This window comes from Candidatus Edwardsbacteria bacterium RifOxyA12_full_54_48 (genome assembly GCA_001777915.1).
In the GTDB taxonomy this organism is placed as follows: domain Bacteria; phylum Edwardsbacteria; class AC1; order AC1; family EtOH8; genus UBA2226.
Genome location: MFFN01000001.1, coordinates 26,190 through 47,078, shown reverse-complemented (window position 1 = coordinate 47,078; position 20,889 = coordinate 26,190). Strand labels below are relative to the sequence as shown.

General features: G+C 55.4%; 19 protein-coding genes. All 19 read right to left on the bottom strand.

The window, feature by feature from the left end; genetic code table 11:
• Position 1: 1 nt before the first annotated feature.
• Positions 2-3,358 carry a hypothetical protein gene (locus A2273_10180; GenBank protein ID OGF08987.1) on the bottom strand — a complete coding sequence of 1,119 codons (3,357 nt, stop codon included), beginning with the start codon at positions 3,356-3,358 and terminating at the stop codon, positions 2-4.
• Positions 3,355-4,248, bottom strand: coding sequence for a glutamate racemase (locus A2273_10175; protein OGF08986.1), 894 nt, complete (start codon positions 4,246-4,248; stop codon positions 3,355-3,357). Before A2273_10175 ends, A2273_10180 begins: the two co-directional genes overlap by 4 nt.
• A gap of 35 nt (positions 4,249-4,283) precedes the next feature.
• Positions 4,284-5,084: a hypothetical protein gene (locus A2273_10170; GenBank protein OGF08985.1), complete on the bottom strand. Its 801-nt coding sequence runs from the start codon at positions 5,082-5,084 to the stop codon at positions 4,284-4,286.
• 96 nt (positions 5,085-5,180) lie between these two features.
• Positions 5,181-5,549, bottom strand: coding sequence for a hypothetical protein (locus A2273_10165; GenBank protein ID OGF08984.1), 369 nt, complete (start codon positions 5,547-5,549; stop codon positions 5,181-5,183).
• 52 nt (positions 5,550-5,601) lie between these two features.
• Entirely contained in the window at positions 5,602-6,771 is a 1,170-nt protein-coding gene (locus A2273_10160) for a hypothetical protein (protein OGF08983.1), read from the bottom strand.
• 29 nt (positions 6,772-6,800) lie between these two features.
• Positions 6,801-7,871, bottom strand: coding sequence for a hypothetical protein (locus tag A2273_10155; GenBank protein ID OGF08982.1), 1,071 nt, complete (start codon positions 7,869-7,871; stop codon positions 6,801-6,803).
• 9 nt (positions 7,872-7,880) lie between these two features.
• Positions 7,881-8,852, bottom strand: a complete 972-nt coding sequence (locus A2273_10150) for a hypothetical protein (GenBank protein OGF08981.1) — start codon at positions 8,850-8,852, stop codon at positions 7,881-7,883.
• A 156-nt stretch (positions 8,853-9,008) separates the two neighbouring features.
• Positions 9,009-10,241, bottom strand: a complete 1,233-nt coding sequence (locus A2273_10145; protein ID OGF08980.1) for a hypothetical protein — start codon at positions 10,239-10,241, stop codon at positions 9,009-9,011.
• Positions 10,222-10,722 carry a hypothetical protein gene (locus tag A2273_10140; protein ID OGF08979.1) on the bottom strand — a complete coding sequence of 167 codons (501 nt, stop codon included), beginning with the start codon at positions 10,720-10,722 and terminating at the stop codon, positions 10,222-10,224. The genes A2273_10145 and A2273_10140 overlap by 20 nt, the downstream gene beginning before the upstream one ends.
• Positions 10,719-10,997 (bottom strand): NrdH-redoxin, encoded by a 279-nt coding sequence (locus tag A2273_10135; protein OGF08978.1) that lies wholly within the window; start codon positions 10,995-10,997, stop codon positions 10,719-10,721. The genes A2273_10140 and A2273_10135 overlap by 4 nt, the downstream gene beginning before the upstream one ends.
• Before the next feature lie 9 nt (positions 10,998-11,006).
• The gene (locus A2273_10130; GenBank protein OGF08977.1) at positions 11,007-11,585 is read right to left on the bottom strand and encodes a hypothetical protein; all 579 of its coding nucleotides are present in this window, start codon (positions 11,583-11,585) and stop codon (positions 11,007-11,009) included.
• A gap of 19 nt (positions 11,586-11,604) precedes the next feature.
• Entirely contained in the window at positions 11,605-12,273 is a 669-nt protein-coding gene (locus tag A2273_10125) for a hypothetical protein (protein OGF08976.1), read from the bottom strand.
• A 1-nt stretch (position 12,274) separates the two neighbouring features.
• Positions 12,275-12,784 carry a flavin reductase gene (locus tag A2273_10120; protein ID OGF08975.1) on the bottom strand — a complete coding sequence of 170 codons (510 nt, stop codon included), beginning with the start codon at positions 12,782-12,784 and terminating at the stop codon, positions 12,275-12,277.
• Positions 12,785-12,808: 24 nt separating this feature from the next.
• On the bottom strand, positions 12,809-13,174 hold the full coding sequence (locus tag A2273_10115; GenBank protein OGF08974.1) for a hypothetical protein: 366 nt from the start codon (positions 13,172-13,174) through the stop codon (positions 12,809-12,811).
• Positions 13,175-13,195: 21 nt separating this feature from the next.
• On the bottom strand, positions 13,196-13,579 hold the full coding sequence (locus tag A2273_10110; GenBank protein ID OGF08973.1) for a hypothetical protein: 384 nt from the start codon (positions 13,577-13,579) through the stop codon (positions 13,196-13,198).
• Entirely contained in the window at positions 13,576-14,430 is an 855-nt protein-coding gene (locus tag A2273_10105; protein ID OGF08972.1) for a 2-oxoacid ferredoxin oxidoreductase, read from the bottom strand. The genes A2273_10110 and A2273_10105 overlap by 4 nt, the downstream gene beginning before the upstream one ends.
• A 3-nt stretch (positions 14,431-14,433) precedes the next feature.
• A complete protein-coding gene (locus A2273_10100; protein OGF08971.1) occupies positions 14,434-17,532 on the bottom strand; it encodes a hypothetical protein in 3,099 nt (1,032 codons plus the stop codon).
• Between the two features lie 532 nt (positions 17,533-18,064).
• The gene (locus A2273_10095) at positions 18,065-19,831 is read right to left on the bottom strand and encodes a hypothetical protein (protein ID OGF08970.1); all 1,767 of its coding nucleotides are present in this window, start codon (positions 19,829-19,831) and stop codon (positions 18,065-18,067) included.
• 72 nt (positions 19,832-19,903) lie between these two features.
• The gene (locus tag A2273_10090; protein ID OGF08969.1) at positions 19,904-20,728 is read right to left on the bottom strand and encodes a hypothetical protein; all 825 of its coding nucleotides are present in this window, start codon (positions 20,726-20,728) and stop codon (positions 19,904-19,906) included.
• Between the last annotated feature and the right edge of the window lie 161 nt (positions 20,729-20,889).

Sequence of the window (20,889 nt, the reverse complement as noted above, 5' to 3'; positions counted from 1 at the left end):
TTCATTCCGTCTCCATCCAGCAGTCCTTCAGCCGGGCCGCCCCCATGGGGCGGATCCGGCAGCCGTGGACGTAAGGATTGGTGGCGGTATATTTCATGGAATGGTAGAGAAATACCCAGGGGGCATCCTCCACCACCAGCCGCTCTATCTCCCGGTAGAAATTCAGGCGTTCCACCGGGTTTCTCATCGCCAGGGCCCGGATCAGCATCTCGTCTACTTTCAAAGATCTATAGAACGAGGTATTCCCCGGCCGGCCCCAGTTCTTGGAGTGGAACAGCGGATAGAGGAAATTGTCGGGATCGCCGTTATCGGAGGACCAGCCCCGGACCGACAGGACCGCCTGCCCTTCGTAGGATCTCTCCAACAGCTCCTTCCAGGGCAGGGGATTGGCCCTCAGCATTATGCCCGCCTTGCGGCAATCGTTGATCATTATCTCGGCCCTCTCCATCTGCTCCCGGTTGTCCCGGATATCCATCAGATATTCGCCCGGCAGGCCGCCGGCGTAGCCGGCCTGGGCCAGCAGGGCTTTGGTCTTTTCCGGGCTGTAGTCATATCCCTTCAGATCGGGGTTGTGGGCCGCCAGTCCCGGCGGGAAAACCCCCCTGGCCACCGTGGCCTCGGCCCGCAGGCTGCTGGCATCGATCAGGTTGTTCTTATTTATGGCATAGTTCAGGGCCTGCCTCACCCGCTTGTCCACGAAGGGTGTAGCCATGCTGACGTTTATGCAGACATACTGGATGTTCAGGGCCGGAAGCTTTTCCACCAGGCAGCTTCCCAGGGAGCAGATCGCCTCCCTCTCCTTGCCCCTGACCTCCAGCTGGTCTATCTCCCGGCGCTCCAGCTTTTCGCTCCGCTGGTCATCGGAAATGTTTATATGGTAAATGATCCCCCTCAGGGAGACCTTCTGCTCGTAATAGTCGTTGAACCTTTCAAGCTCGATTTTACTGCCGGGTATCCATTCCTTAAACTTAAAGGGACCGGTTCCGATGGGATTACTGCTTAAATTGTCCCCGGCCTTCAACACTTCCTCCTTGGGGACAATGGCCGTTACCGAGGATGCCAGATTTGCCAGAAAGGGCATATAGGCCGATTCCAGCCGGATGATCAGGGTGTGGGAATCAATGATCCTGATCCCCTTGACGGAATTGGTCCGGCTGGCCCGGAAATCGGCCGCCCCCTCTATCATATCCACGAAATAGGCGTTGGGAGAATTCAGGCCCGGGCTCAAAAGCCTCTCCAGGGTGTATCTCACATCATCGGAGGTCAGTTCCCTGCCGTTGTGGAATTTGACCCCTTTCTTGATATTGAAGGTCCATTCCTGGCCGTCGCCGGATATGCTCCAGTGGGTGGCGATGGCAGGCAGCACGTTGACCCCGGCATCGAACTGCACCAGGCCCTCGTATATCTGGGCCACCACTTCATTGGAGGTGGCGTCGGTCCTCATAGCCGGGTCCAGGGTCAGGGGCTCCGAGGGCAGGGTTAATTTCAATACCCCGCCGAAATCCTCTTTTATGATCCGTTCGTCTATCTGGCCGAACAGCTGTCCGGCGATCTGCCCGAAGCCCAACAACGATTCATGGGCCTGTTTGAACAGCCGCTGGACCATCTCCAGGTTGCTGCTGACCGCCCGGAATGAGTTGGCGTAGTGGGAATATACCTCCACCAGGCCGTTGCGGTCGGCCGCCTGGGCGTCTATCCCGATCTTGGCGCTGCTCCCGATGGCGGACAGTCTTCCGGTCTCCTCCAGCACTTTGTTCAGGGAGATATCGGCCTGCGAGATATCGGTCAAATTGAGGCCGACCATTTCTATATTCCGGTCCAGCAGCAACACGGTGTTCAGGAACTGCTTCTGGAGTTCCGCCAGCATCGGCGTCATCTTGGCCGAATCGCTTTCGGCCTGCAGGGCCAGGCCTCTGGTCTGGGAGACTATCGGCTCCAGCTCCTTGGTCCATTGCCCCATATCGGCCACCTCTACCGCCGAGTAGAAGGCCAGCAGCTTGACCTGCTCCGCAAAAGAACGGATCCCCTGGCCGGTCTCCTGAAGCTCGGCCAGGTCCCGGGAGATGCCGGCGCTGGTGGCCCTGAATTCATCCAGCAGGCTGCGGAGCAATCCCAGGTTCTCGGTGGAGATTTTCAGGTTTTTCTGAAGGCCATCGGCCCGGCTGGTCACCGACTCCAGCATCAGCACTACTTGCTGCACCCCGTTGCCCAATCCGTCGATGTCCCCGAACAGCCGTTCCATTTCGGCCCATACCTGGGTGGAGATCTTCTCCTCCTGCAGGGCGGTGCTTTTAAGCCCGATGACCGATTCCTGCAGGCCGTGCCAGTGGCTGACGGAAGACCCCAAGGCCGATTGGAGATGTTTCAATTTTATGGCTATCTCCCGCAGGATGGAAGGGGCGGGCCGTTTCTGCCATACCGCCCGGGCCGTCTCCAGCTGCTCGCGGACAAACTCTATCTGCCCCACGCTGGCCATCTCGGTGGTCAGCACCGAGGCCACCACCTCCTGGCTTATGCCCAAATTTGCAGTGATCTGGCTGATATCGGCAATGCCGGACAGCAACCGGTCCTTTATCTCCTGCTGGCTGTCTGAATGCCGGCGCATCTCCTGAAATCCCTGCACTATCAGCTGGTTGGCCTGGTAGATATCCGACAGTTCGGCCTCCATGGCTGTCGAGCTCTCCTTAAGGCTGGCCGCCAGGTCCTTGGCCCGGCTTAAACCCTGGACGGCCCGGGTGATCTTTTCCTTCAGGGATGAGTCCAGCTCGGGGGCTTTCCCCGCGGTTTTCCTCAGCTCCTGGGACAGCAGGTTCATGTTCTCGGCGATCACCCCGAAGCCCCGGCCCACAGTGCCGGCATGAAAGGCCTTTATCTCGGCGTTGCGGGAGACCTGGCTGATGGCCAGGGACATCTCGGTCATCACCGCCACCAGGTCCTGCAGTTGTTTGGATATCTCCGACAGGCTCTCCAAGCCGATGGTCAGTTGGCGGTTAAGTTCCAGCGATTGGTCGAAGGATGTTATCAGCGATTTGAGGACCGCCTCGGTCTCCAGGATCACCTGGTTGTAATCCAGGCTGGTATCCAGCACCATGGCGGAATATCCGGCGATCTCCTCCTGTCCCCGGAATATCTCGGTAAGTTTATCCTGGAATTCCTGAATGACGGTCAGATGGACATTGTCGGCCGCCGAAAGCTGCTTGATGCCCTCCATGATGGCCGGAAGCAGATCGGTGAACTGGCCGATCTTGGTGAGATAGTTATTAAGATCGTTCTCCGAAAGCCGGTTTTCATAGGTATGGCCGGGCTTTTCCATGACGGCGGCCGTTTTCTGGTTTTTATCTCTTTGGAAAATATTCATCCCGGAGCACCTTCATTTTCGGCGTTCAGCGGCATATGCCGGGGGTTATCCAGCAATTTTACTTCTTTGAGTTCTATCTTCTCGGAAGAGATCTCCTGTCCCATGAAGATTTTGGCCAGGTTGTCAAAATGGCCGCACTGGTCGGTGGTCAGGTACCGGCAACCGCCCCCGGTGGTCACCAGCAGCTCCATCTCCGGATGGCGCTTAAAATACTCGGCCAGGCTGGGCGCCACCAGCTCATCCTGAGAAAGGATATTGATGTTCCGAGGTATGATCTTTGCGATCTGCTTTTTGAGCAGCGGATAATGGGTGCAGGCCAATAACAGTGTATCAATTTTGCAATTTTGGATCTCGGTTTGCTTCCAGTATTTTTTTATGAAAAAGTCCAGCCCCTCTCCCTCAAGTTCTCCGGCCTCCACCAAAGGCACCAGCAGGGGGCAGGCCTGCTGGACCAGCTTCACCGAGGGAGCGTGATTGGCCATCTCCATCACGAAGCTCCCGGAGTTGACCGTTCCGGCCGTTCCCCACAGGGCTACGCTGTCGGTCAGGGTTTTACTTTGAATGGACTCCACCGTGGGCCGGATCACCCCCAGCACCCTCCGTTCGGGGTAGGTCTTGGGCAGATACTGCTGCTGGATGCTGCGCAGGGCCTTGGCGCTGGCGGTATTGCAGGCGATGATGATCAGCGGGCATCCCTGGGAGAACAGATACTGCACCCCCTCGGCGGTGAATTTTAGCACCGTCTCGAATGAGCGATTGCCGTATGGTGTCCGGGCGTTGTCGCCCAGATAGATGTAATCGTACTGCGGCATCAGCTCCCGGATCTTGCGGAAGATGGTCAGCCCGCCGAACCCGGAGTCGAAGATACCTATGGGTGAATGATGGGACATTATATTTTCTTATATATATGATCGGGTATTAACGGTCATCCCAGGTTCCCCGCGATCCTGCCGAACATATTGTCCGGCTGCCAGGGAAACCTTTGGCCCCAAACCATCCTGGTGGCCCGCTTGGTCTCCCTAAAACCGATTTCCTGCATAAAGGCCACCCCCGGCCGGTTGCCGGCGGGCAGCACATTCTTGACGGAGAGTGATAATTTCAGCTTTAGCAGTTCAATGCCAGCCCGTTGGTTCTCCGCCATGATCAGGCCCTCGCCCAGGCCGGGGAGGTAATAGCCGTCCATCCGTCCGCTGGATAGATGGAGATATGAATTCCGCAAATGTTTCTCCAGCAGCCGGCTTCGCCCTTCGCCCGACAGGGCCCGGTCCAGCTCCAAAATACCGGCCCGGTTCTCCTCCCGGAAACCGGAAATGCTGTCCGGGACCCTCCGGTCCGCCAAAGGAGTTTCCCTTTGATAAAAGACATACTCTTCCTGGTCGGCAAATCCAATCTTTTGGTAGACCGGGCGGCCCATTGCGGTGGCAATAAGGGAAACGGTTTTGCATCCCTGTTCCCGGGTAAGCTCCAGCAAATGGCCGGTTATTTCGCTGCCAATCCCCTGTTTCCGGTTTTCGGGGCCGACGATGATGTGGGCCAGCCAGGCCGTGCCCTCCAGGATGATGGCCGCCCCGATGCCGGCTATCTTTTCGTTGACGATAGTTTTTACCGGGAAACAGAACGGCAATTCCAGATAGAATTTGAAGCTCGGGACGATATCGCCCCAGCCCTCGGGCTGCAACGGGCCGAGACTGTCGAGGTCTCGGTTTGTTATTTTATCGAATATCATGTTTTGAAAGTAGTCAGTCCGCCGAAAACAGAGTAGAATATGCCAATGGGCGTTGGTTGGGATATTAAATGGAGATCGTTGGTGTTATTGATTTTTTCAAAACATTTTTGTAAGGGTCCCCTGATGGAATATCATTTTCCATTGCCCGTCAACCAACTGCCAGATGGAACTGCGCAGGGAGTATTTTTTGCTTTCATCCAGCTCGGAATGTTTTATTAGTTTAAAAGTGGCTAGCACAAAATCTTCTGTCAATATTTTAACGGCAAAATCATATATCCTGAAATCGATGCCCTGGCAGGGAAAACAATCGTTGGCTTTATATTTATATATGGCCCCGGAGCTGCAATATTCAATAAACTCTTTACTTAGCAGACGGGAAACTTCCTCTGATGAATTGCGAACTTCGGGCAGCAACAATTTACTTTCAAGTTCGTAAATTATTTTTTCAATCTTTTCTTCATTCATTATTGCCCAACATATAATATTATCAAAATTTCGCGTTTTTTCGCGGGAAAACCTATTGCTCTCGCGGCTCTATCCTGCCGAACTTGCATTTATACCGTTTGGCGAATTCTCTCAGGCCCTGGGCGATCCCTTCGGCCACGCTCTGCCTGAAAGTGGTCTTCTTCAGCAGCCTCTCCTCCTCGGGATGCGAGATGAAGGATGTCTCCACCAGCACCGACGGCATATAGGCTCCGTTGAGCACATAGAATCCGGCCTGGTTGACCCCCCGGTTGGGGACCGCCAGTCCGGCCGACAGCGCCTCCTGGATCCACTCCGCCAGGTCGCTGGATTCTTTCAGGAATTCGTTCTGCATCACGTCCCACAGTATCAGCTGAATGTCGTCGAAATTGGCGTTCTTCTTGTCCGGCTGTTCGAACTGGATGGCGGAGTTTTCCATGGCGGCGGTGGCCCGGGCGTCGTCGGTCTTGGCCAGCGACAGGAAATAGGTCTCCACCCCCCGGGTGGTGCTCCGGTTGCGTTTCTTCTTGGGAGCGGCATTGCAGTGGATGCTGATGAAGATGTCGGCCGCCTCCCGGTTGGCAATGGCGGTGCGGTCGCCCAAAGGGATGAAGACATCTTCATCCCGGGTCATCACCACCTTGACCCCGTACTTGTCCTCCAGGATGGTCTTCAGCCGGAAGGCGATATCCAGGTTGACATCCTTCTCCAGCAGGCGGCTGGGGCCCACCGCCCCCGGGTCCTTTCCGCCGTGTCCGGCATCGATCACCACTTTCTCGATCACCCTGGCCTTCTGGGGCAGCCGCGGCCTGGCCTGCGGGATGCTGACCTCGCGGGGATCCAGCATTCCCAGACTTAATTTGCGGCCCTGGGGATCCCAGCCCACCCCCTTGCCCCAGATGGGGATCAGAAAGCGGGTGAACATCTCCAGGGGCACCCACAGCCCGGAGTCATACAGCCTTACCGGGTGGTAGAGATTGTAAGATTTGCCGTCCATCAAAAAGAAGGTGTTCTCCGCCGAAAGCCTTAAGGTATGGCCCGGCAGTTTAACCTCGACCCGGCCCTCGATATCCGACCAGGCAGCCTGACCGGACCAGGGGCCCATCAGGTCAGCCAGGGACAGATATTCTTCATGATCGAATGATAGAGCACCGACCACCGTGGTGCCGCCTTTGGCGTCTATCAGAGTGATGTTGGTTTGCCCGTAGAGGCAAGCATTGACCAATAATAACCAGAGGATAACTGCTGTTTTTTTCAATTCAAACCTGCTGATTGGTGGATCTGTTTGACTATCTTTTGCGCATCGTGATTCTGTTCCAGCCATTGGCGGCCCGCCCGGCCCAGTTTTATACGCTGCTCCCGGCTATTGATCAGCGGCTCCAGTTTTTGCTCGATATTCTGTTCGTTTATCGAAACAATGGGATGGCTGATTCCGGCCGCCTCCATCTCTGAAGCGATGCTGCTGGCCGCCGGGATCCCCATGGCCAACCACTCCAGGGCGCTGATGCCGTACCCCAGATCGCCCAGCTGGTCTATACCGATATCGCAGGTGGCCTTCAGCTCCAGGGCCCGGAGATGCGGCCGGTTCTCGATCAGCACCAGCTCCACCGGATATCTTTGCGACAATTTATTCACGGCGTCAATGATCCGGTCCGAGCCCTTGGCCGCCCGGTTGGTGGGGGAATGACCGATCCTGACCTTTTTCCCGAGCGATGAATCTGCGACCTTGAAGCCGGAAATATCAAACGGAAAATATAGGTGCTTGATGCCGGGATATAGTTTCAAATGGTCCCACTCCAGGGTCAGGGTCAGATCGGATATCTTATCCATGCCCGGCATGACGCCTCTTCGCCGGAGATCGCTGCCCAGATAACAACAGATCACTTTTTTGCCGTCCTGATGCCATTTGGAAATGAAATCATCGTTCTTTAAAAACCCGTGGCCGCCGTCCAGCTGGTAGGCATCGAACGAATCCAGCCGGTATTTTTTTATATATCCCTTTATCAACGGCCGGGTCATCCGGTCCCGGACATTTAATAGAAGGCCGGCCAATTGATTGGCCGGCTTCCAGACTGGCGGGATCTGGCGGGGCTGGGCCAGGCCGGTATCCTGCAAAAGCCTGGGTTTAGGATAACATATTTTTTTCAATTTGGCAACAATTTCCGGCTGCCAAAGGGGCAGCTTCAGGCAGATATCCTCTTGGTATCCCCGGCCGTCGTGGTGCAGGGTAAGCAGGCGGCTGTAGTGTCCCAGCTCTTTTTCGGCCTTGACGAAGGTTATGGGAACCCCGGCGGTGTTGTATGGCGCGATATGAAGTATCCGCATGCTGGATCTTTAAAATCTTAATTCAAATGTTTCCCGCAAATACCCCCGGGCCCCGAAACCCTCCTTGAACCGTCCCAGGCCCCAGTTGGGCTGCATGTTCAGGGTGAAGGTGCCCAGGTCCAGGTATTTGAACCCGCTCTCCCAGCCCCATTTTATCACCTGGTGATAGACCGAGTTCACCGGGCGATGCTCCTGGTAATCCTGGTCGTGGCTGATGTAGAAGGCCAAAAGGACCCTGGGATTGCAGATGAAGACCGTCATTCCGGCCACCGGGGTCTTCCCCAGGTAGGAGGTAAATTGAAGCATGTTCTTCGGCAGCAGTTTTTTCAACCTCTTCAACTCTGCCAGAGTATGGGTGGGTTTGACGTTATGCCGGGCACTCAGGTTCTTCTCCAATATATGATAGAACTCATCGATATCTTCTCTGACCCTGACCGTGACGCCTGATCTGTATGATTTTCTGAGGGCGGTCCTGGTCTCCGGTTTGAAGCTACTTGCGATGGCCTCCTCCCCGGGGAATTCCAGGAGGATGACGGCGGTTATCTCCCTCTTCAGATAAGAATAGCCCAATTTAGACAGGCTGAAATCGATGTATTGATTGGGTTGCTGCATATAGATCAGCGGAGGCTGGGTGATCAATATCCGCTTGGCCCCCTGGCGGGACCAATATTCGGTGGCCGCTTCGGCCATCCGGTTTATCTCGGCGATTCCCGATCCTGCGGCGACCACCAGGCCGCCATAGGAGGCCCCGCCGTAGGATATCACCGTTTTGCTGCCCTGCTCGTCCTTTATCAGGGCCGGCATCACGGCAGCCAGCCGCGCACCGTCGTACAGCATCAGGTGATGGTTGTCAAACCGGCCCTGGGGATGATAATCCAAAAACTGCTGCCGGTGAAATACCGTGCCGTTATTGGCAGTCGCCACGAATTCCTCCCATTGGGTCCGGAGGTTGCTTTTATAAACTTTTATCTGTAGGGTCATTTTTTCTGATATTTTGGTTTTAAGTAACGGGGACGGCCGACAAAAATTATCATATCCTATGCTTAACTTTGTAGAATATATCACAAAACAGCCTAATATTCCAGCGTTTTAAACCCGGTGATGCATCTGCTTAGTATGTGATGATCCGGGTATGGCTCACAGGCCCAATTCCACCGTGACCAGCTGTGCATCATTCAGCATCAGCAGGTATCTTTGATCGCCGGTCAATGATATTTCAACCAGTTGACCACCCCCCACCGGCACATAATTGTAGATCTTTGATGTCTGCTGCCAGTTGGGAATATACATTATCCCCACATTATGATCCATGGCCCACAGTACGTATACATCGCTGCTGCTCCAGCAGGCCCCGACAATAATCTTTCCGACAACATCCTGACCGGAAGTGGCGGTGGTCCAATTGCCGATGTTGACGACCGTATAGGTAATGTCCGTACGGTTGCAGAAACCCACCTGGGTACAGTGATTATTCCAGAAGATCCCTCCGGGGGAATTGCCGGTAGCAACACTGTTTGCCACCTCTCCGGTCTCCAGGTTCACCAGATCAAATCGGTTTATCCCGCTTTGAGTGACATAAATCTGCAAAGAATTATTTCTGTCAAAAGACAGATCCGTCGGGAAGCCGGTGGTGCTTATGGTTTTTATCACGGTGCAAAGCCGGCTGTCTATCAAAACCAGTCTTTTATTTAAACTGTCGGCGGCTGCCAGTATATTCCCGTCCGGGGAAATGGCCAGAGCGGAGTAATGTTTAATGTTGTTAAGGTATATTGAACGGATTATTTTATGGGACAGTATCTCCAGCCCCACCAGGTCCTCCTCGCCGTCGGGTTTCTGCCTGGTGACAAATACCCGGTTGGCAGATTCGTTTGCGGCGATCAGCCGCTGGGGAGCCCCCACATCAATCTGGTCGATCGTAGAAATTTGACCGTTGTCGGCTATCCGGGCAATGGTGATATTGCCGCTCCAGAGATTGGTTAAAAATATCACTCCCTCGCTGGTTAGGTCCATATCGCCGGCCGATATGGATAATGTGTCCTTCCTTTGCAGGGAGATAGTAGAAAGTTTTTTGTAGACCGTCCTGGTCTGACCCGGTTTTACCTCCATGGTAAAGTTCATTACCTTGTAATTGTTATGCCTCAGAGTAAAGGTATGCAGCCCCACCGGTATCCCGTCTATCTTTACCGGCGTGATCAGGCGCAGCATTTGTCCGTCCATCAGCACCTCGGCCTTATCGGGGTCGCTGTAGATGTATACCGAGCCGATATCGGGATACACTGGATTATGCTGGCACCCGGCAAATATCACCAGTCCGGCAAAAGCAAAAGCCAGCCGAAAGATCGTTCTTTTGCTAAATCCGATATTCCTCAAACCTCTCCTTCTTGGCCCGGCAGATGGGACAGACCGGGGGGACCTCCGGCCTGGCGCAGAGATACCCGCAGACCTGGCATCGCCAGGTCTTTATTTTATTTTCCCCTTGATCTTCGGGGATCTCATTATGAGCCTCCGAATCCTTGGATCCGGACTTGATTTCCTTTTCCCTTCTTTCCGGGATCGGTTCAGGGGATGAGCCCTGGTCGACATATCCCTGAGTGACATACAGCGCGCAATAGCAGCGCCCGTATTCCGCCAGGTCCGGGTCGCGGTACTGGCAGGGGCAGATTATGTCCAGATCCTGCATTCTGTCTCCCGAAGCCTTACGGCAGGGGCAAGACCAGTAACCCAGTTTTTCCTCGTTGATAGCCAGACCCTCGATGATACCCTCAAGGATCTCCCGGTCGGAATTCAGCAGATATCCCTCTTTATCGGCCAGCTCCCGGACCTCGGCCTCGATCTCTTTTATCTTCCTCATGACAATGCCTTCCTGATCTCCGGCTCCTTGAAGCCCACTATAACCCGTTTGCCATCTATCACCATGGTGGGGAAGGTCCGGCCGGGGTTGTACCGCTCCAACTGGTCCATCGCCCGCTCCTCTTCCACCCCATCCAGCAGGTCGACGAAGATGTATTCATATTCGACATCAAGGGTGTCCAGCAGTTTTTTCGTCTTCCGGCACCAAACGCAGGTGGACAGGGCATACAGCATGATCTGGTGGACCCGGTTGGCCCCTTTGACTTTGTTGGCCATAACAACTCCTCACTTGCCGGTTTTCTCGGCTTCCCTGGCCAGCATCAGCATATTTGCCGACTTCTTGGTATGCTTGGAAATTTTTACTTTGTCCTTATGATAGGCCAGCAGGAACGGGAAGTTTTGTCCCGGCTTGATCTCCTTGCCGTTGGAAAGCTTCAGGGGGAGGATAAATTCCAATATTGTCCGGCCCTCCGCCGCTGCCGCTTTTCCGGCCGCCAATTTGGGCTTTTCAACCGGGGCATGGCGAAAGAAAGCCTTTCCCAGATGCTCCTCCGCCACCCACTGCCCGGCGCCATCCTTAAAGCCTATTATCATGTCGGCCCCGTTCATCTTGCCCGACCCCAGTCCGATGGCCAGCCAGCCCGATCCCGGACTTTTCAGGGCCGCCTGGAGGTTGAAGCTGTCGGCCTGCCAGAAAACCATGATGCCGGTAACGGGATCGGTAAAAGAATGCCGGTACTCGTCCTTATCTATCTTGCCGTCCACCGTGCTGGCGCATCGATCATATTGAGGCAGGCATATGGTCTCTCCGCCCCAGGCCGCTATCGGCAGCAGCAGACAGAATATCGGTAACACTGTCTTCATTTCGATCCTCCCTGGGAGATTATTTTTCATCGGATTTTTTGATGGTATCGGCCGACGGGCTGGTCTGCACCGGCATCTCGTCGGCCCTCTCCGGTTTTCCCAGCAGCAGGGTGCCGGCGCTCTTCTTGGACGGGCGGCCCTTGAAGGAGGTCTTTTTGGCGTGGTGGGCCAGAACGTAAGACATGGGCTGGCCCGGCACGATCACCTGCCCGTTGGAAAGGGTCAGGGGCATGGCGAATTCTATGACGGTGCCCGTGGGATTGGATCCGGTGGCAAAGTTCACCAGGGAGGGCTTGTCTATGGGCTTGTGGGTGGAGACCCAGCTGCCTACATGTTCGTCCACCCTTCCGCCGCCTGGTTTGTGGTATCCGATGACCATGGAGGTCCCCCTGATCTTGCTGTTGCCGAAAGCGATGGCCACCCATCCCCGGGCCGGGCTCTGCAGGGCGACATACAGCAGCCTGCCGTCGCTCACCCAGCTGACGCCGATGCCGGTCTGGGAATCCACGAAATTGGTGGGGTATTCCTCCGGCCCCACCTGCCCGTCTACCTTGACGTTTACCGTGTTCAGGTTCAGTATCCCGTGCGGTTTGCTTTGGGCCCAGCAGAACGAAGCCGATAAAAGGCTTAACGAAATCAAAATAAGTTTTTTCATTTTTTGCCTCCTTAAATTTATTTTTATGGTCATTTTATTTTACCAGACAGTTAAGCACCTCTCCCACATACATCCGGTGATAATCCTTGATGGGGTAGTTCTTGTGGATCTCGGGGTCCAGAAATTTCTGGGGATCGATATCGTGATAATATATCTTGCGGCATTCCAGCACCAGACGGGCCTGTTCATAATATACCGCCCCGGTTACCCCCGAAAGCGGGGTCAGCCCGGTCTCCTTGACCTTGTCGATGTTCCGTCCGGACTTGGTGCCACAGAGCTCCAGCACCTTCCGGTATTTCTCCGGGTAAACCGAAAGGCTGTAATACTGCTCCCGCTCCATGAACCCGTAGGTATGGCGGTTGGGGCGGACAAAGCAGAAAGCCACCGGCTTGTGCCACAGTATCCCCAGTCCGCCCCAGCTGGCGGTCATGGTATTGAAGGAACCCGCTTTGCCGGCAGTTATCAGCATCCAATCCTTGTTGATGAGCTTGAAAGCATTATCGCCGATCTGCTCGGGGTCGATATTTTTAAACTGGCTTGCCATGGATATTCCTCGCCTTATGGTTTATTATTCCTGTTCCGCCAGCCAATCCAGGGCCCGGTCAATGCTGTCAAAAAGGTGGATCTTGCGCCCGATAAGCGCTGACAGCGTCTGGTAGACCACCTTCTTGATGCCGGTGATCCCCACCGCCGCGCTGGCCTTGATATGGGGGGTCACCTCCACCGAGAATCTCTTCAGTCGGTCCACCGCCTGGGGCGAATAATGGGTGTTTACCAGGACGGTCAGCAGCAACACCGATTTCTCCGGGCGGCCGGCGATGATGCCCTGGGTCCGGTCGAAGACGGCAATGTTCTCATCGATGTTCTTGGAGTCGGTCAGGTCCTGTACCAGGATCTCCCGGCCTTTATGGTTAAGATATTTCACCCTATCCATCTATCGCCTCCTGGTTGATTATTACTGCTGCCCGGCCAGCCAATCCTTGGCCGCCTCCGCGTCGTCGAAGGGCATGATCCTCCGCCCGGTGATCTTGACTATGGTGTTCAGCACCAAACGCTTGATGCCGGACACTCCCACCACCGCACTGGCCTTGACGAAAGGAGTGTTCTCCCGGGAATAGGTTTTGATGGCATCGGCCCCGGCCTTGTCGTAATGGGTGCCGCTGACGTTGGTCAGCATCAGAAGCGATCCCGGTGCCTGGGTCTTCACCAGCCGGGTGGCGTTCTGCAGGGTGGCAATGCTCTCTTCCACATTTCTGATGCCGGAGATATCCACCACCAGGATGTCCCTGTTTTTGTGTTTTACAAAAGATACTCTTTCCAAATTACTCCCTCCGGTCATTTAAAATCATTTATCAGTGAAATTCTTTTTTCCTGCTCGATCTCCAGATTCAGTAGGGATGTCCGGGAAATCTGGGGCAGCTGTTTTTCCAAGGGGACCCGGTTGTTTCTGTAGATGATGCCGGTCGGTATTTTGTCCCCCCACTCCTGGGCCATGGCAAAGGCCGCTGTCTTGTCGTAGGGGTCGTACTCCGGCGGCAGTTTATAAACCCTTTCCTGGTACCACTTGAAAGTATTGACCTTGTTAAAGGTGATGCAGGGCTGGAGGATGTCGATGAACGAAAAGCCCGGGTTCCTGAGCCCCTCTACTATCAGCCCGGCCAGATGATCGGAATCCCCGGCAAAACCACGGGCCACCAAGGAGCATTCGGCGGCAATGGCCATGGTCAGGGGCTGTTCCGGGAAACTGAAATTGCCCAGCGGGGTGGTGATGCTGATGAAGCCAGACTCGGAAGTGGGCGAGGTCTGGCCCTTGGTCAGCCCGTAGACCTGATTGTTGTGCACCAGATAGGTAAGGCCGATGTTCCGCCGCATGGCGTGGATGAAATGATTGCCCCCCTCGGCATAGCCGTCTCCGTCGCCACCCTCGGCAATGACCTGGAGATGGTGATTGGCCAGCTTGATCCCGGTGGCCACCGGCAGGGCCCGGCCGTGCAGCCCGTTGAAAAGGTTGCATTTGATATAATGCGGCAGCTTGGCCGCCTGGCCGATCCCGGAGCTGAAGACCGCCCGATGGGGCGGTATTTCCAGGTCGGATAGGGCCTGCTTGAGAGCCTTCAGGATGGAGTGGTTGAAACAGCCGGGGCACCAGGCTATCTCATCTTGGCTGTTATAGATTTCGGGGTCAAGCATATATCACCTGATTATCATCATCTTCTTGGTCCGGGTAAGATCGGGAGTGCTGACCCGGTAGAAATAAACGCCGCAGGGGACGGGACGGCCCTGCTGGTCCCGGCCATCCCAATAAGCCGAATACTGCCCGCCGTTTTTCTCCTGGTTCACCAGCTCGATCACTTTCTGTCCGTATGCGTTGTAGATCGAAATTGAGACCCGGCCGAAAATCGAAACGGAATAATTGATACGAGTCCCGGCCTTAAAAGGATTGGGATAATTCTGGGATACCAGAGATTCGTATCTTTTTTCCGGTGGCAGCGGTGATTGCCAGGTCTCCAAGACCCTTAATATATAGTTGCCGTCCGAAAGAAGTATGTTCTCTCCGGAAACGGCCGCCGCCCAGACACTGCTCCCGCTGTAATACCGCCCGGTCTGCCGGGGGGCGGTGGGATCAGACACGTCAATCGATGCCAGTCCGTTGTGGCCGTCGGCCACATAGGCCGTGCTGCCGTTGACTGCCAGTCCCCGGGCATAGCCGGCGGTGTTGCAATATCCGGTCTCGGCGGGATGGTTGGGATCGGCGATATTGACGATCCTCAGGCCGTAATATCCGGCAGCCAGGTAGGCATAATTCCCCGAGATGGCCACATCGTAGGCCGTCCCCGGCAGGCTCAAGCTGGCGGTCAGCGTAGGATCGGCTTTATTCGTAATGTCGATCACCTGCAATCCATTGGACCCGTCTGCGACGTAAGCGTGGCCGCCTTTGATATCCAGCCCGTAGGCATTGCCCAAAGTGTTATAGAAGCCTGTTTCAACCGGCATCGCTTTGTCGCTGATATCTATTATCCGCAATCCGGCGGACTCGTCGGCCAGGTATGCGGAATTTCCGTCCATCTTTACCTTGTAGGCAAACCCGGGGCTGTTCCAGCTGCCGACCACCACCGGACTGACCGGGTCTTTGGCGTTTATCAATGCCAGCCCGAACTCCCCGTCGGCCACCCCGATGATGCTGTCCGCGATGTCCAGCCCGAAAGGGGTGCCCGCTGTCCGGCAGTAGCCTATCTCCCGGGGATGGGCCGCATCGGATATATCCAGCACCCTTATCCCCGAATTCACGTCCGCCGCGTAGGCCAGGCTGTCCCTCGCCTGCAGACCGTAGACAGCCAGGGGGATGTCGTAGGCCCCGGCTTCGGTGATGATGGATTTTTGGGTGACGTCCACGATCCTGATGCCGGCCTGGCCGCACAGCAGATAGGCATAATTGCCGTAGAGAAGCGCCGTTTCCATGGAATCGGGCACGGCATAAAACCCGATCCCTCCCCGATTTCCCTGGTCAGTAAAGTCGGCCACCTGCAGACCCGAATATTTGTCGGTGACATAGGCGTAGTTGCCGGAAATCGCCGCATCCTTGGTCTTGGTTGAGGTATAATAAGTTCCCCCGGGGGAAAACCAGTATATCCACACACCATTGAGGTTTTCAATGATGAGATTTCTAATACTGAGCCCCTGATTGCCATTGGATATGCAGAGCTTGTTATCATTGAAGCTGACTGAGTAGTTGTAATCGGCAGCCGGACCGCTGCCGGCATTTAGGGCATAGGTTACCTTGCTTGAATCCAAGCTGTCGGGATAGATCTGCCAGATATCTATACCGGTGAAATCATGGGTTCCCATCGCCCCAAGGATACTGCTGCCACCCAAGATACTAACGGTTGTCAAGCCGCAGGCATGGCCGACCGAATCGAGCCTGGCGGTATCCACCGGATTGTAAGGATCATGTACATATACCAGGGATATGCCGGAATCCCCGTCGGCCAGGAGGGCATACCTCCTTTCATCATCCATGGTCTGGAGCAACACATCGTTGGCCTGGCCGGGGCTGTCCCAGAAACCTGTCTCCACCGGATTGGCCGGGTCCAGGATATCAACAATTCTCAGCCCGGCACCGCCGGCCGCCAGGTAGGCATGTCTGCCGGGGATATCGGCCGCCGAGACAAAGCCTGGCGAATGATACCGCCCCACGGCAACCGGCGCCACCGGATCGCTGATGTCAGCGATGCACAGGCCGGAATCTCCGTCGCTGATGTAGGCATAGCCGTTTTTTATCAGCAGGTTCTTGGCATATCCCGGGGTGTCGAACTGGCCGGCCAGGACCGGATTCTTTATCTGTGAGACGTCTATAACCCGCAGTCCGCCGGCTCTGTCGGCCAGGAAGGCATGGTCGCCTATCATACACAGGTCCACCACATTATAGGCGGTTTTAAAATATCCCACCTCCCCGATCTTACCGGGAGTGGCCGCATTGATGATCCTCAGCCCGGCAAAATCCCCGGCCACAAAGACATTGTCCCCGGACCTCACCGCCGCTCTGGCCTTGTTCTGGAATTTGAACTTCGATGACGGCACCGGGGCGGAGATATTGGAGATATCCATGACCCTCAGGCCGGAATCTCCGGCCGCCACGTAGGCATAGCTGCCGGAAACGGAGACATCGTAAACATAACCCAGGCTGTTGCAGCTGGCGATAAGCGTTGGGACATTCGGATTGCCGATATTCAGCACCCTGACCCCGTTGCCGCCCGAGGCCAGAAAGGCGTAATTCCCGCCCAGCCCGATGCCGATGGTCTCCCCGGAAAAATTCAATCTCGAAACCAGAAAGGGATCGGCCGGATCGGATATGTTCAGCACCGTCAGGCCTTGGCTGTCCACCGCCACGTAGGCATAGGGCCATCTGACCTCGATGTCCTTGGCCGGCCCCTCTGTTTTATAGGATCCCCGGATGTGGTGGGGATCGGTAAGGTCAATGATGCTGACCCCGGAGTGGCCGTGGGCCGTATAGGCGTAATTGCCATCGGCCCATATCTTGTTGATATCGTCGGCAACGCCGGTCTCGCCGGTGATGCAGGGATGGGCGGGGTCGTCCACGTTCAGCAAACTGATGCGCCGGCCGCTGCCCATCAGGATGTAATCATGACCGCCGCTGATGTATTTATTTACGGCATTGGTAAGCCCGTAGGGCCAGACCCCCACGGTCCTCAGGTTGAGGGAATCCTGGGCCAGACACTCCCCACCCGGCAAGACTGACAGCAGGAATATCGATATGGCCAGTATTTTTTTCATAACGATTTATAACTATCCGCAATATATTTTGCCGTTATGGGCCGCCCGTCTCCGCTTTTGTATATATTAACGTCCCTCATATATCCCTTTTGTTAGGAATCCCTGAAGGCAGGAATTACTTTGATATCACCCATTTCAAATCGAAAACCAATTTACCCGTGTATCCATTTTCCTGTATTCCTGGCTTCCTTATAGAATCCCTTATAATGAAACCATGAAGGCAGGAATTATTTTGAGATCACCCTTTTCAAAGCGAAAACCACTTTACCCGTGCATCCATTTTCCTGTATTCCTGGCTTCCTTATAGAATCCCTTATAATGAAACCATGAAGGCAGGAATTATTAGGGATAAGCGAGACTTTTTTCACATTCCAACTCCCTAAAACCGCGTATCCGATTCTCCTGTATTCCTGGCTTCCTTATAGAATCCCTTATAATGAAACCATGAAGACAGGAATTATTTTGCTTGGTCCCTTTCCACATCCAAAACCAATTTCCCCATGTATTCGATTTTCCTGCATTCCTGGCTTCCTTATAGAGTTTGTCTTACGGTTTCGTAACTATCAACTATATATTTGGCCGTGATCGGCCGGCCGTCGAATTTTCTGATGGACCCGGAGGCTTTGATGCCCGATTCTGTCAACAGCAGTTTTTCCAGCTGCCCGGTGGCGTTCTGCTCCACCACGATTATCTTGGAAAAACCTTCCGATATCGTTCTGATCTCCGATGACAGAGGGTACGGCTGTTTTATATGCAGGCCGGATATCTTTTCGCCCTTTCTGGCCAAAGCCTCCACGGCCTTCATGACCGGCCACTTGGTGGTGCCGAAACCGATCAGCAGCACCTGGTCGCCGGTGCCGCACATTACGGGGGCCAGGGCTTCCGCCTGCAGGGACTGGATTTTCTTCATCCTCTTGGCCGTCATCTGCCGCCTGACCGAGGCGCTCTCGGCGATGTGCCCCTCCTCGGTGTGTTCGTCGCTGTCCCAGTAGCCCACCGCTCCGGGGCTGCCGGGGATCAGCCGGGGCGAGATGCCGTCGGGTGTCAGGTGATACCTCTTGTATTCCTCCTGGGTTTCATCCCATTTATCGAGTAGCTTCCCACGGTCTATGGAGAAGCGCCCGGGATCGATAGCATCCACCGTCCAGAAAGAATCGTTCAGGTTCTGGTCGCCCAGGATTATCACCGGGATCTGGTAGCGGTCCGCCAGGTTGAAGGCCCGGTTCATGCAATGTACGGTCTCCTCGGCATCGCCGGGAGCCAGGATGGCCCGGGGGAATTCGCCGTGCCCGCCGTACAGGGCGAACATCAGGTCGCCCTGCTCGGTGCGGGTGGGAAGCCCGGTGGCCGGGCCGGGCCGCTGGGCCAAGAAGATGACCAGCGGGGTCTCGGTCATCCCGGCCAGCGACAGCCCCTCGGTCATCAGGGCGAAGCCGCCGCCCGAGGTGGCGGTCATGCTGCGCACCCCGGCGAAAGAGGCCCCCAGCGCCATATTGATGGCCGCGATTTCGTCCTCGGCCTGTTCCATGATGATCCCCAATTCCACCTGCTGGGAAGCGATATATTCCATGATTCCGGTGGATGGAGACATGGGATAGGCCGACATGAATTTAAGCCCGGACAGGATGGCCCCCAGTCCGGCGGCTTGGCTGCCGTTCATCAGCAACCGGGCTTTCGACTTTTCCCTTTCAAGTTTTAACTGACAATAGGGGCAGGTTCCTTCCGGGAAATTTTTCCGGGCATATTCGTAGCCCGCCCGGGCCGCCCGGATGTTGGCCTCCACCATGGCGTCGCCCTTGGCGGCAAATATATCCCCCAAGGTATCGGCCAGGACATCGAAATCGTATTCCATCAGGTTGAAGCACACCCCGCAGGCCACCGAATTGACCAGAATCTTGTTCTGTCCGGCCTCCACCGCCAGTTTTTCCATCGGCACCGGAAATAGATTCAATTCATCATTTTGAATTTCAAGATCTTCATTCTTGCCCTGAGCTTTGTCGAAGGGTTGCAATTTGTCGTCGTATACAATGACCCCGTTGGGGATCATCTCCCCGGAGTGAAGTTTGACGGATTCCGCATTCAGGGCTATCAGGATGTTGCTCTCCTCGGACAGTCCGCCCACCGGGTGGTCGGAGATGCGGATGGTGGCGTAATTATGCCCGCCCCGGATCCGGGACATCAGATCCTGGTAGCAGTAGACGTAATAGCCCTGCCGGGTGAGTGATCTGGCCAGGATGGTGGAGATGGTCTGCATCCCCTGCCCGGCCGCCCCGGCTATTTTGATGGTCAGATCGACCATATTTTATACCATTTGATTTTCTTTTTTTTATACTGGACCCCTTCCCCCTTGGGGAAGGGGCGGGGGTTAGGTCTAAAGTTCCAGCACCTCACCCTCCCGGGTCCCGAACAATTTGACCTGGGTGGTCCCCTGCATCTGTTTTATGATCTCATCCAGCTGATCGTCGGTCCGCTCCGGATCGTGGTGGAAGAACCCCAGCCGCTTGACCCCGGCCTCCTCGGCCAGTTTTACGGCTTCGCCGAAGGTGGAATGCCCCCAGCCCCGGGTCTTCTTCATGTCCTCCTCGGTGTACTGGGCGTCGTGCACCAGAATGTCCGCCCCCCGGCAGAAGGCCGCAAAATCCTGGTAAGGGGTGGCCGGCTTCTCCGCCCGCAATTCGTTGTCGGTGATGAAGACGAAGGTCTTCTCCCCGTCCTTTATCCGCAGGCCGTGGGTGGGCACCGGATGGTTGTTCAGGATGGTGTCGAAATGCACCCCGCCGAAATCGAAGCCCTTGGAGTCTATTATCTCGAACTTGACCTGGGATTGCACCTCCTGCAGGTCGGCCGGAAACACGTATCCGTCCATCTGATTGTAGAGGGTCTGATACAGCCGGTCGAAGCTGTCGTTGGCGCTGACGAACATCAGTTTGAAACGGGGCATATAAATGGGAAGGAAGAACGGCAGCCCCTGGACATGGTCCCAATGGGCGTGGGTGATGAAGATGGGGATGGCGGCCGGATCCTTTTCCTTGAGCAGTTTTAGCCCCAGCTTCCGGATCCCGGTGCCGCAGTCGATGATCATCCGGTAGCCGCTGGAGGTGATCACCTCGGCGCAGGTGGTGTTGCCGCCGTAGCGGTAGGTGTCGGCGCCCGGCGCCGGGATAGAGCCCCGCACCCCGTAAAAAGTGACCTTCATTCGTCCCTCCCAGTTGTATTAACTATATAACCGACAAAATTTATATCTCCTGGTATTTCAGACAGATTTTCATCGCCAGCCCCATCCCCCGGCCGAAGGCATCGCTGACTGGCCGGATGATATTGTGGCTGCTTGCCCCTTGCTTCCGAAAAAGAAACGGG

What these genes read in the sequence shown, in the direction of transcription:
- A2273_10180 (OGF08987.1), bottom strand. Translation starts at nt 3,358, where the DNA reads ATGAATATTTTCCAAAGAGATAAAAACCAGAAAACGGCCGCCGTCATG.
- A2273_10175 (OGF08986.1), bottom strand. Translation starts at nt 4,248, where the DNA reads ATGTCCCATCATTCACCCATAGGTATCTTCGACTCCGGGTTCGGCGGG.
- A2273_10170 (OGF08985.1), bottom strand. Translation starts at nt 5,084, where the DNA reads ATGATATTCGATAAAATAACAAACCGAGACCTCGACAGTCTCGGCCCG.
- A2273_10165 (OGF08984.1), bottom strand. Translation starts at nt 5,549, where the DNA reads ATGAATGAAGAAAAGATTGAAAAAATAATTTACGAACTTGAAAGTAAA.
- A2273_10155 (OGF08982.1), bottom strand. Translation starts at nt 7,871, where the DNA reads ATGCGGATACTTCATATCGCGCCATACAACACCGCCGGGGTTCCCATA.
- A2273_10150 (OGF08981.1), bottom strand. Translation starts at nt 8,852, where the DNA reads ATGACCCTACAGATAAAAGTTTATAAAAGCAACCTCCGGACCCAATGG.
- A2273_10140 (OGF08979.1), bottom strand. Translation starts at nt 10,722, where the DNA reads ATGAGGAAGATAAAAGAGATCGAGGCCGAGGTCCGGGAGCTGGCCGAT.
- A2273_10135 (OGF08978.1), bottom strand. Translation starts at nt 10,997, where the DNA reads ATGGCCAACAAAGTCAAAGGGGCCAACCGGGTCCACCAGATCATGCTG.
- A2273_10130 (OGF08977.1), bottom strand. Translation starts at nt 11,585, where the DNA reads ATGAAGACAGTGTTACCGATATTCTGTCTGCTGCTGCCGATAGCGGCC.
- A2273_10125 (OGF08976.1), bottom strand. Translation starts at nt 12,273, where the DNA reads ATGACCATAAAAATAAATTTAAGGAGGCAAAAAATGAAAAAACTTATT.
- A2273_10120 (OGF08975.1), bottom strand. Translation starts at nt 12,784, where the DNA reads ATGGCAAGCCAGTTTAAAAATATCGACCCCGAGCAGATCGGCGATAAT.
- A2273_10115 (OGF08974.1), bottom strand. Translation starts at nt 13,174, where the DNA reads ATGGATAGGGTGAAATATCTTAACCATAAAGGCCGGGAGATCCTGGTA.
- A2273_10110 (OGF08973.1), bottom strand. Translation starts at nt 13,579, where the DNA reads ATGACCGGAGGGAGTAATTTGGAAAGAGTATCTTTTGTAAAACACAAA.
- A2273_10105 (OGF08972.1), bottom strand. Translation starts at nt 14,430, where the DNA reads ATGCTTGACCCCGAAATCTATAACAGCCAAGATGAGATAGCCTGGTGC.
- A2273_10100 (OGF08971.1), bottom strand. Translation starts at nt 17,532, where the DNA reads ATGAAAAAAATACTGGCCATATCGATATTCCTGCTGTCAGTCTTGCCG.
- A2273_10095 (OGF08970.1), bottom strand. Translation starts at nt 19,831, where the DNA reads ATGGTCGATCTGACCATCAAAATAGCCGGGGCGGCCGGGCAGGGGATG.
- A2273_10090 (OGF08969.1), bottom strand. Translation starts at nt 20,728, where the DNA reads ATGAAGGTCACTTTTTACGGGGTGCGGGGCTCTATCCCGGCGCCGGGC.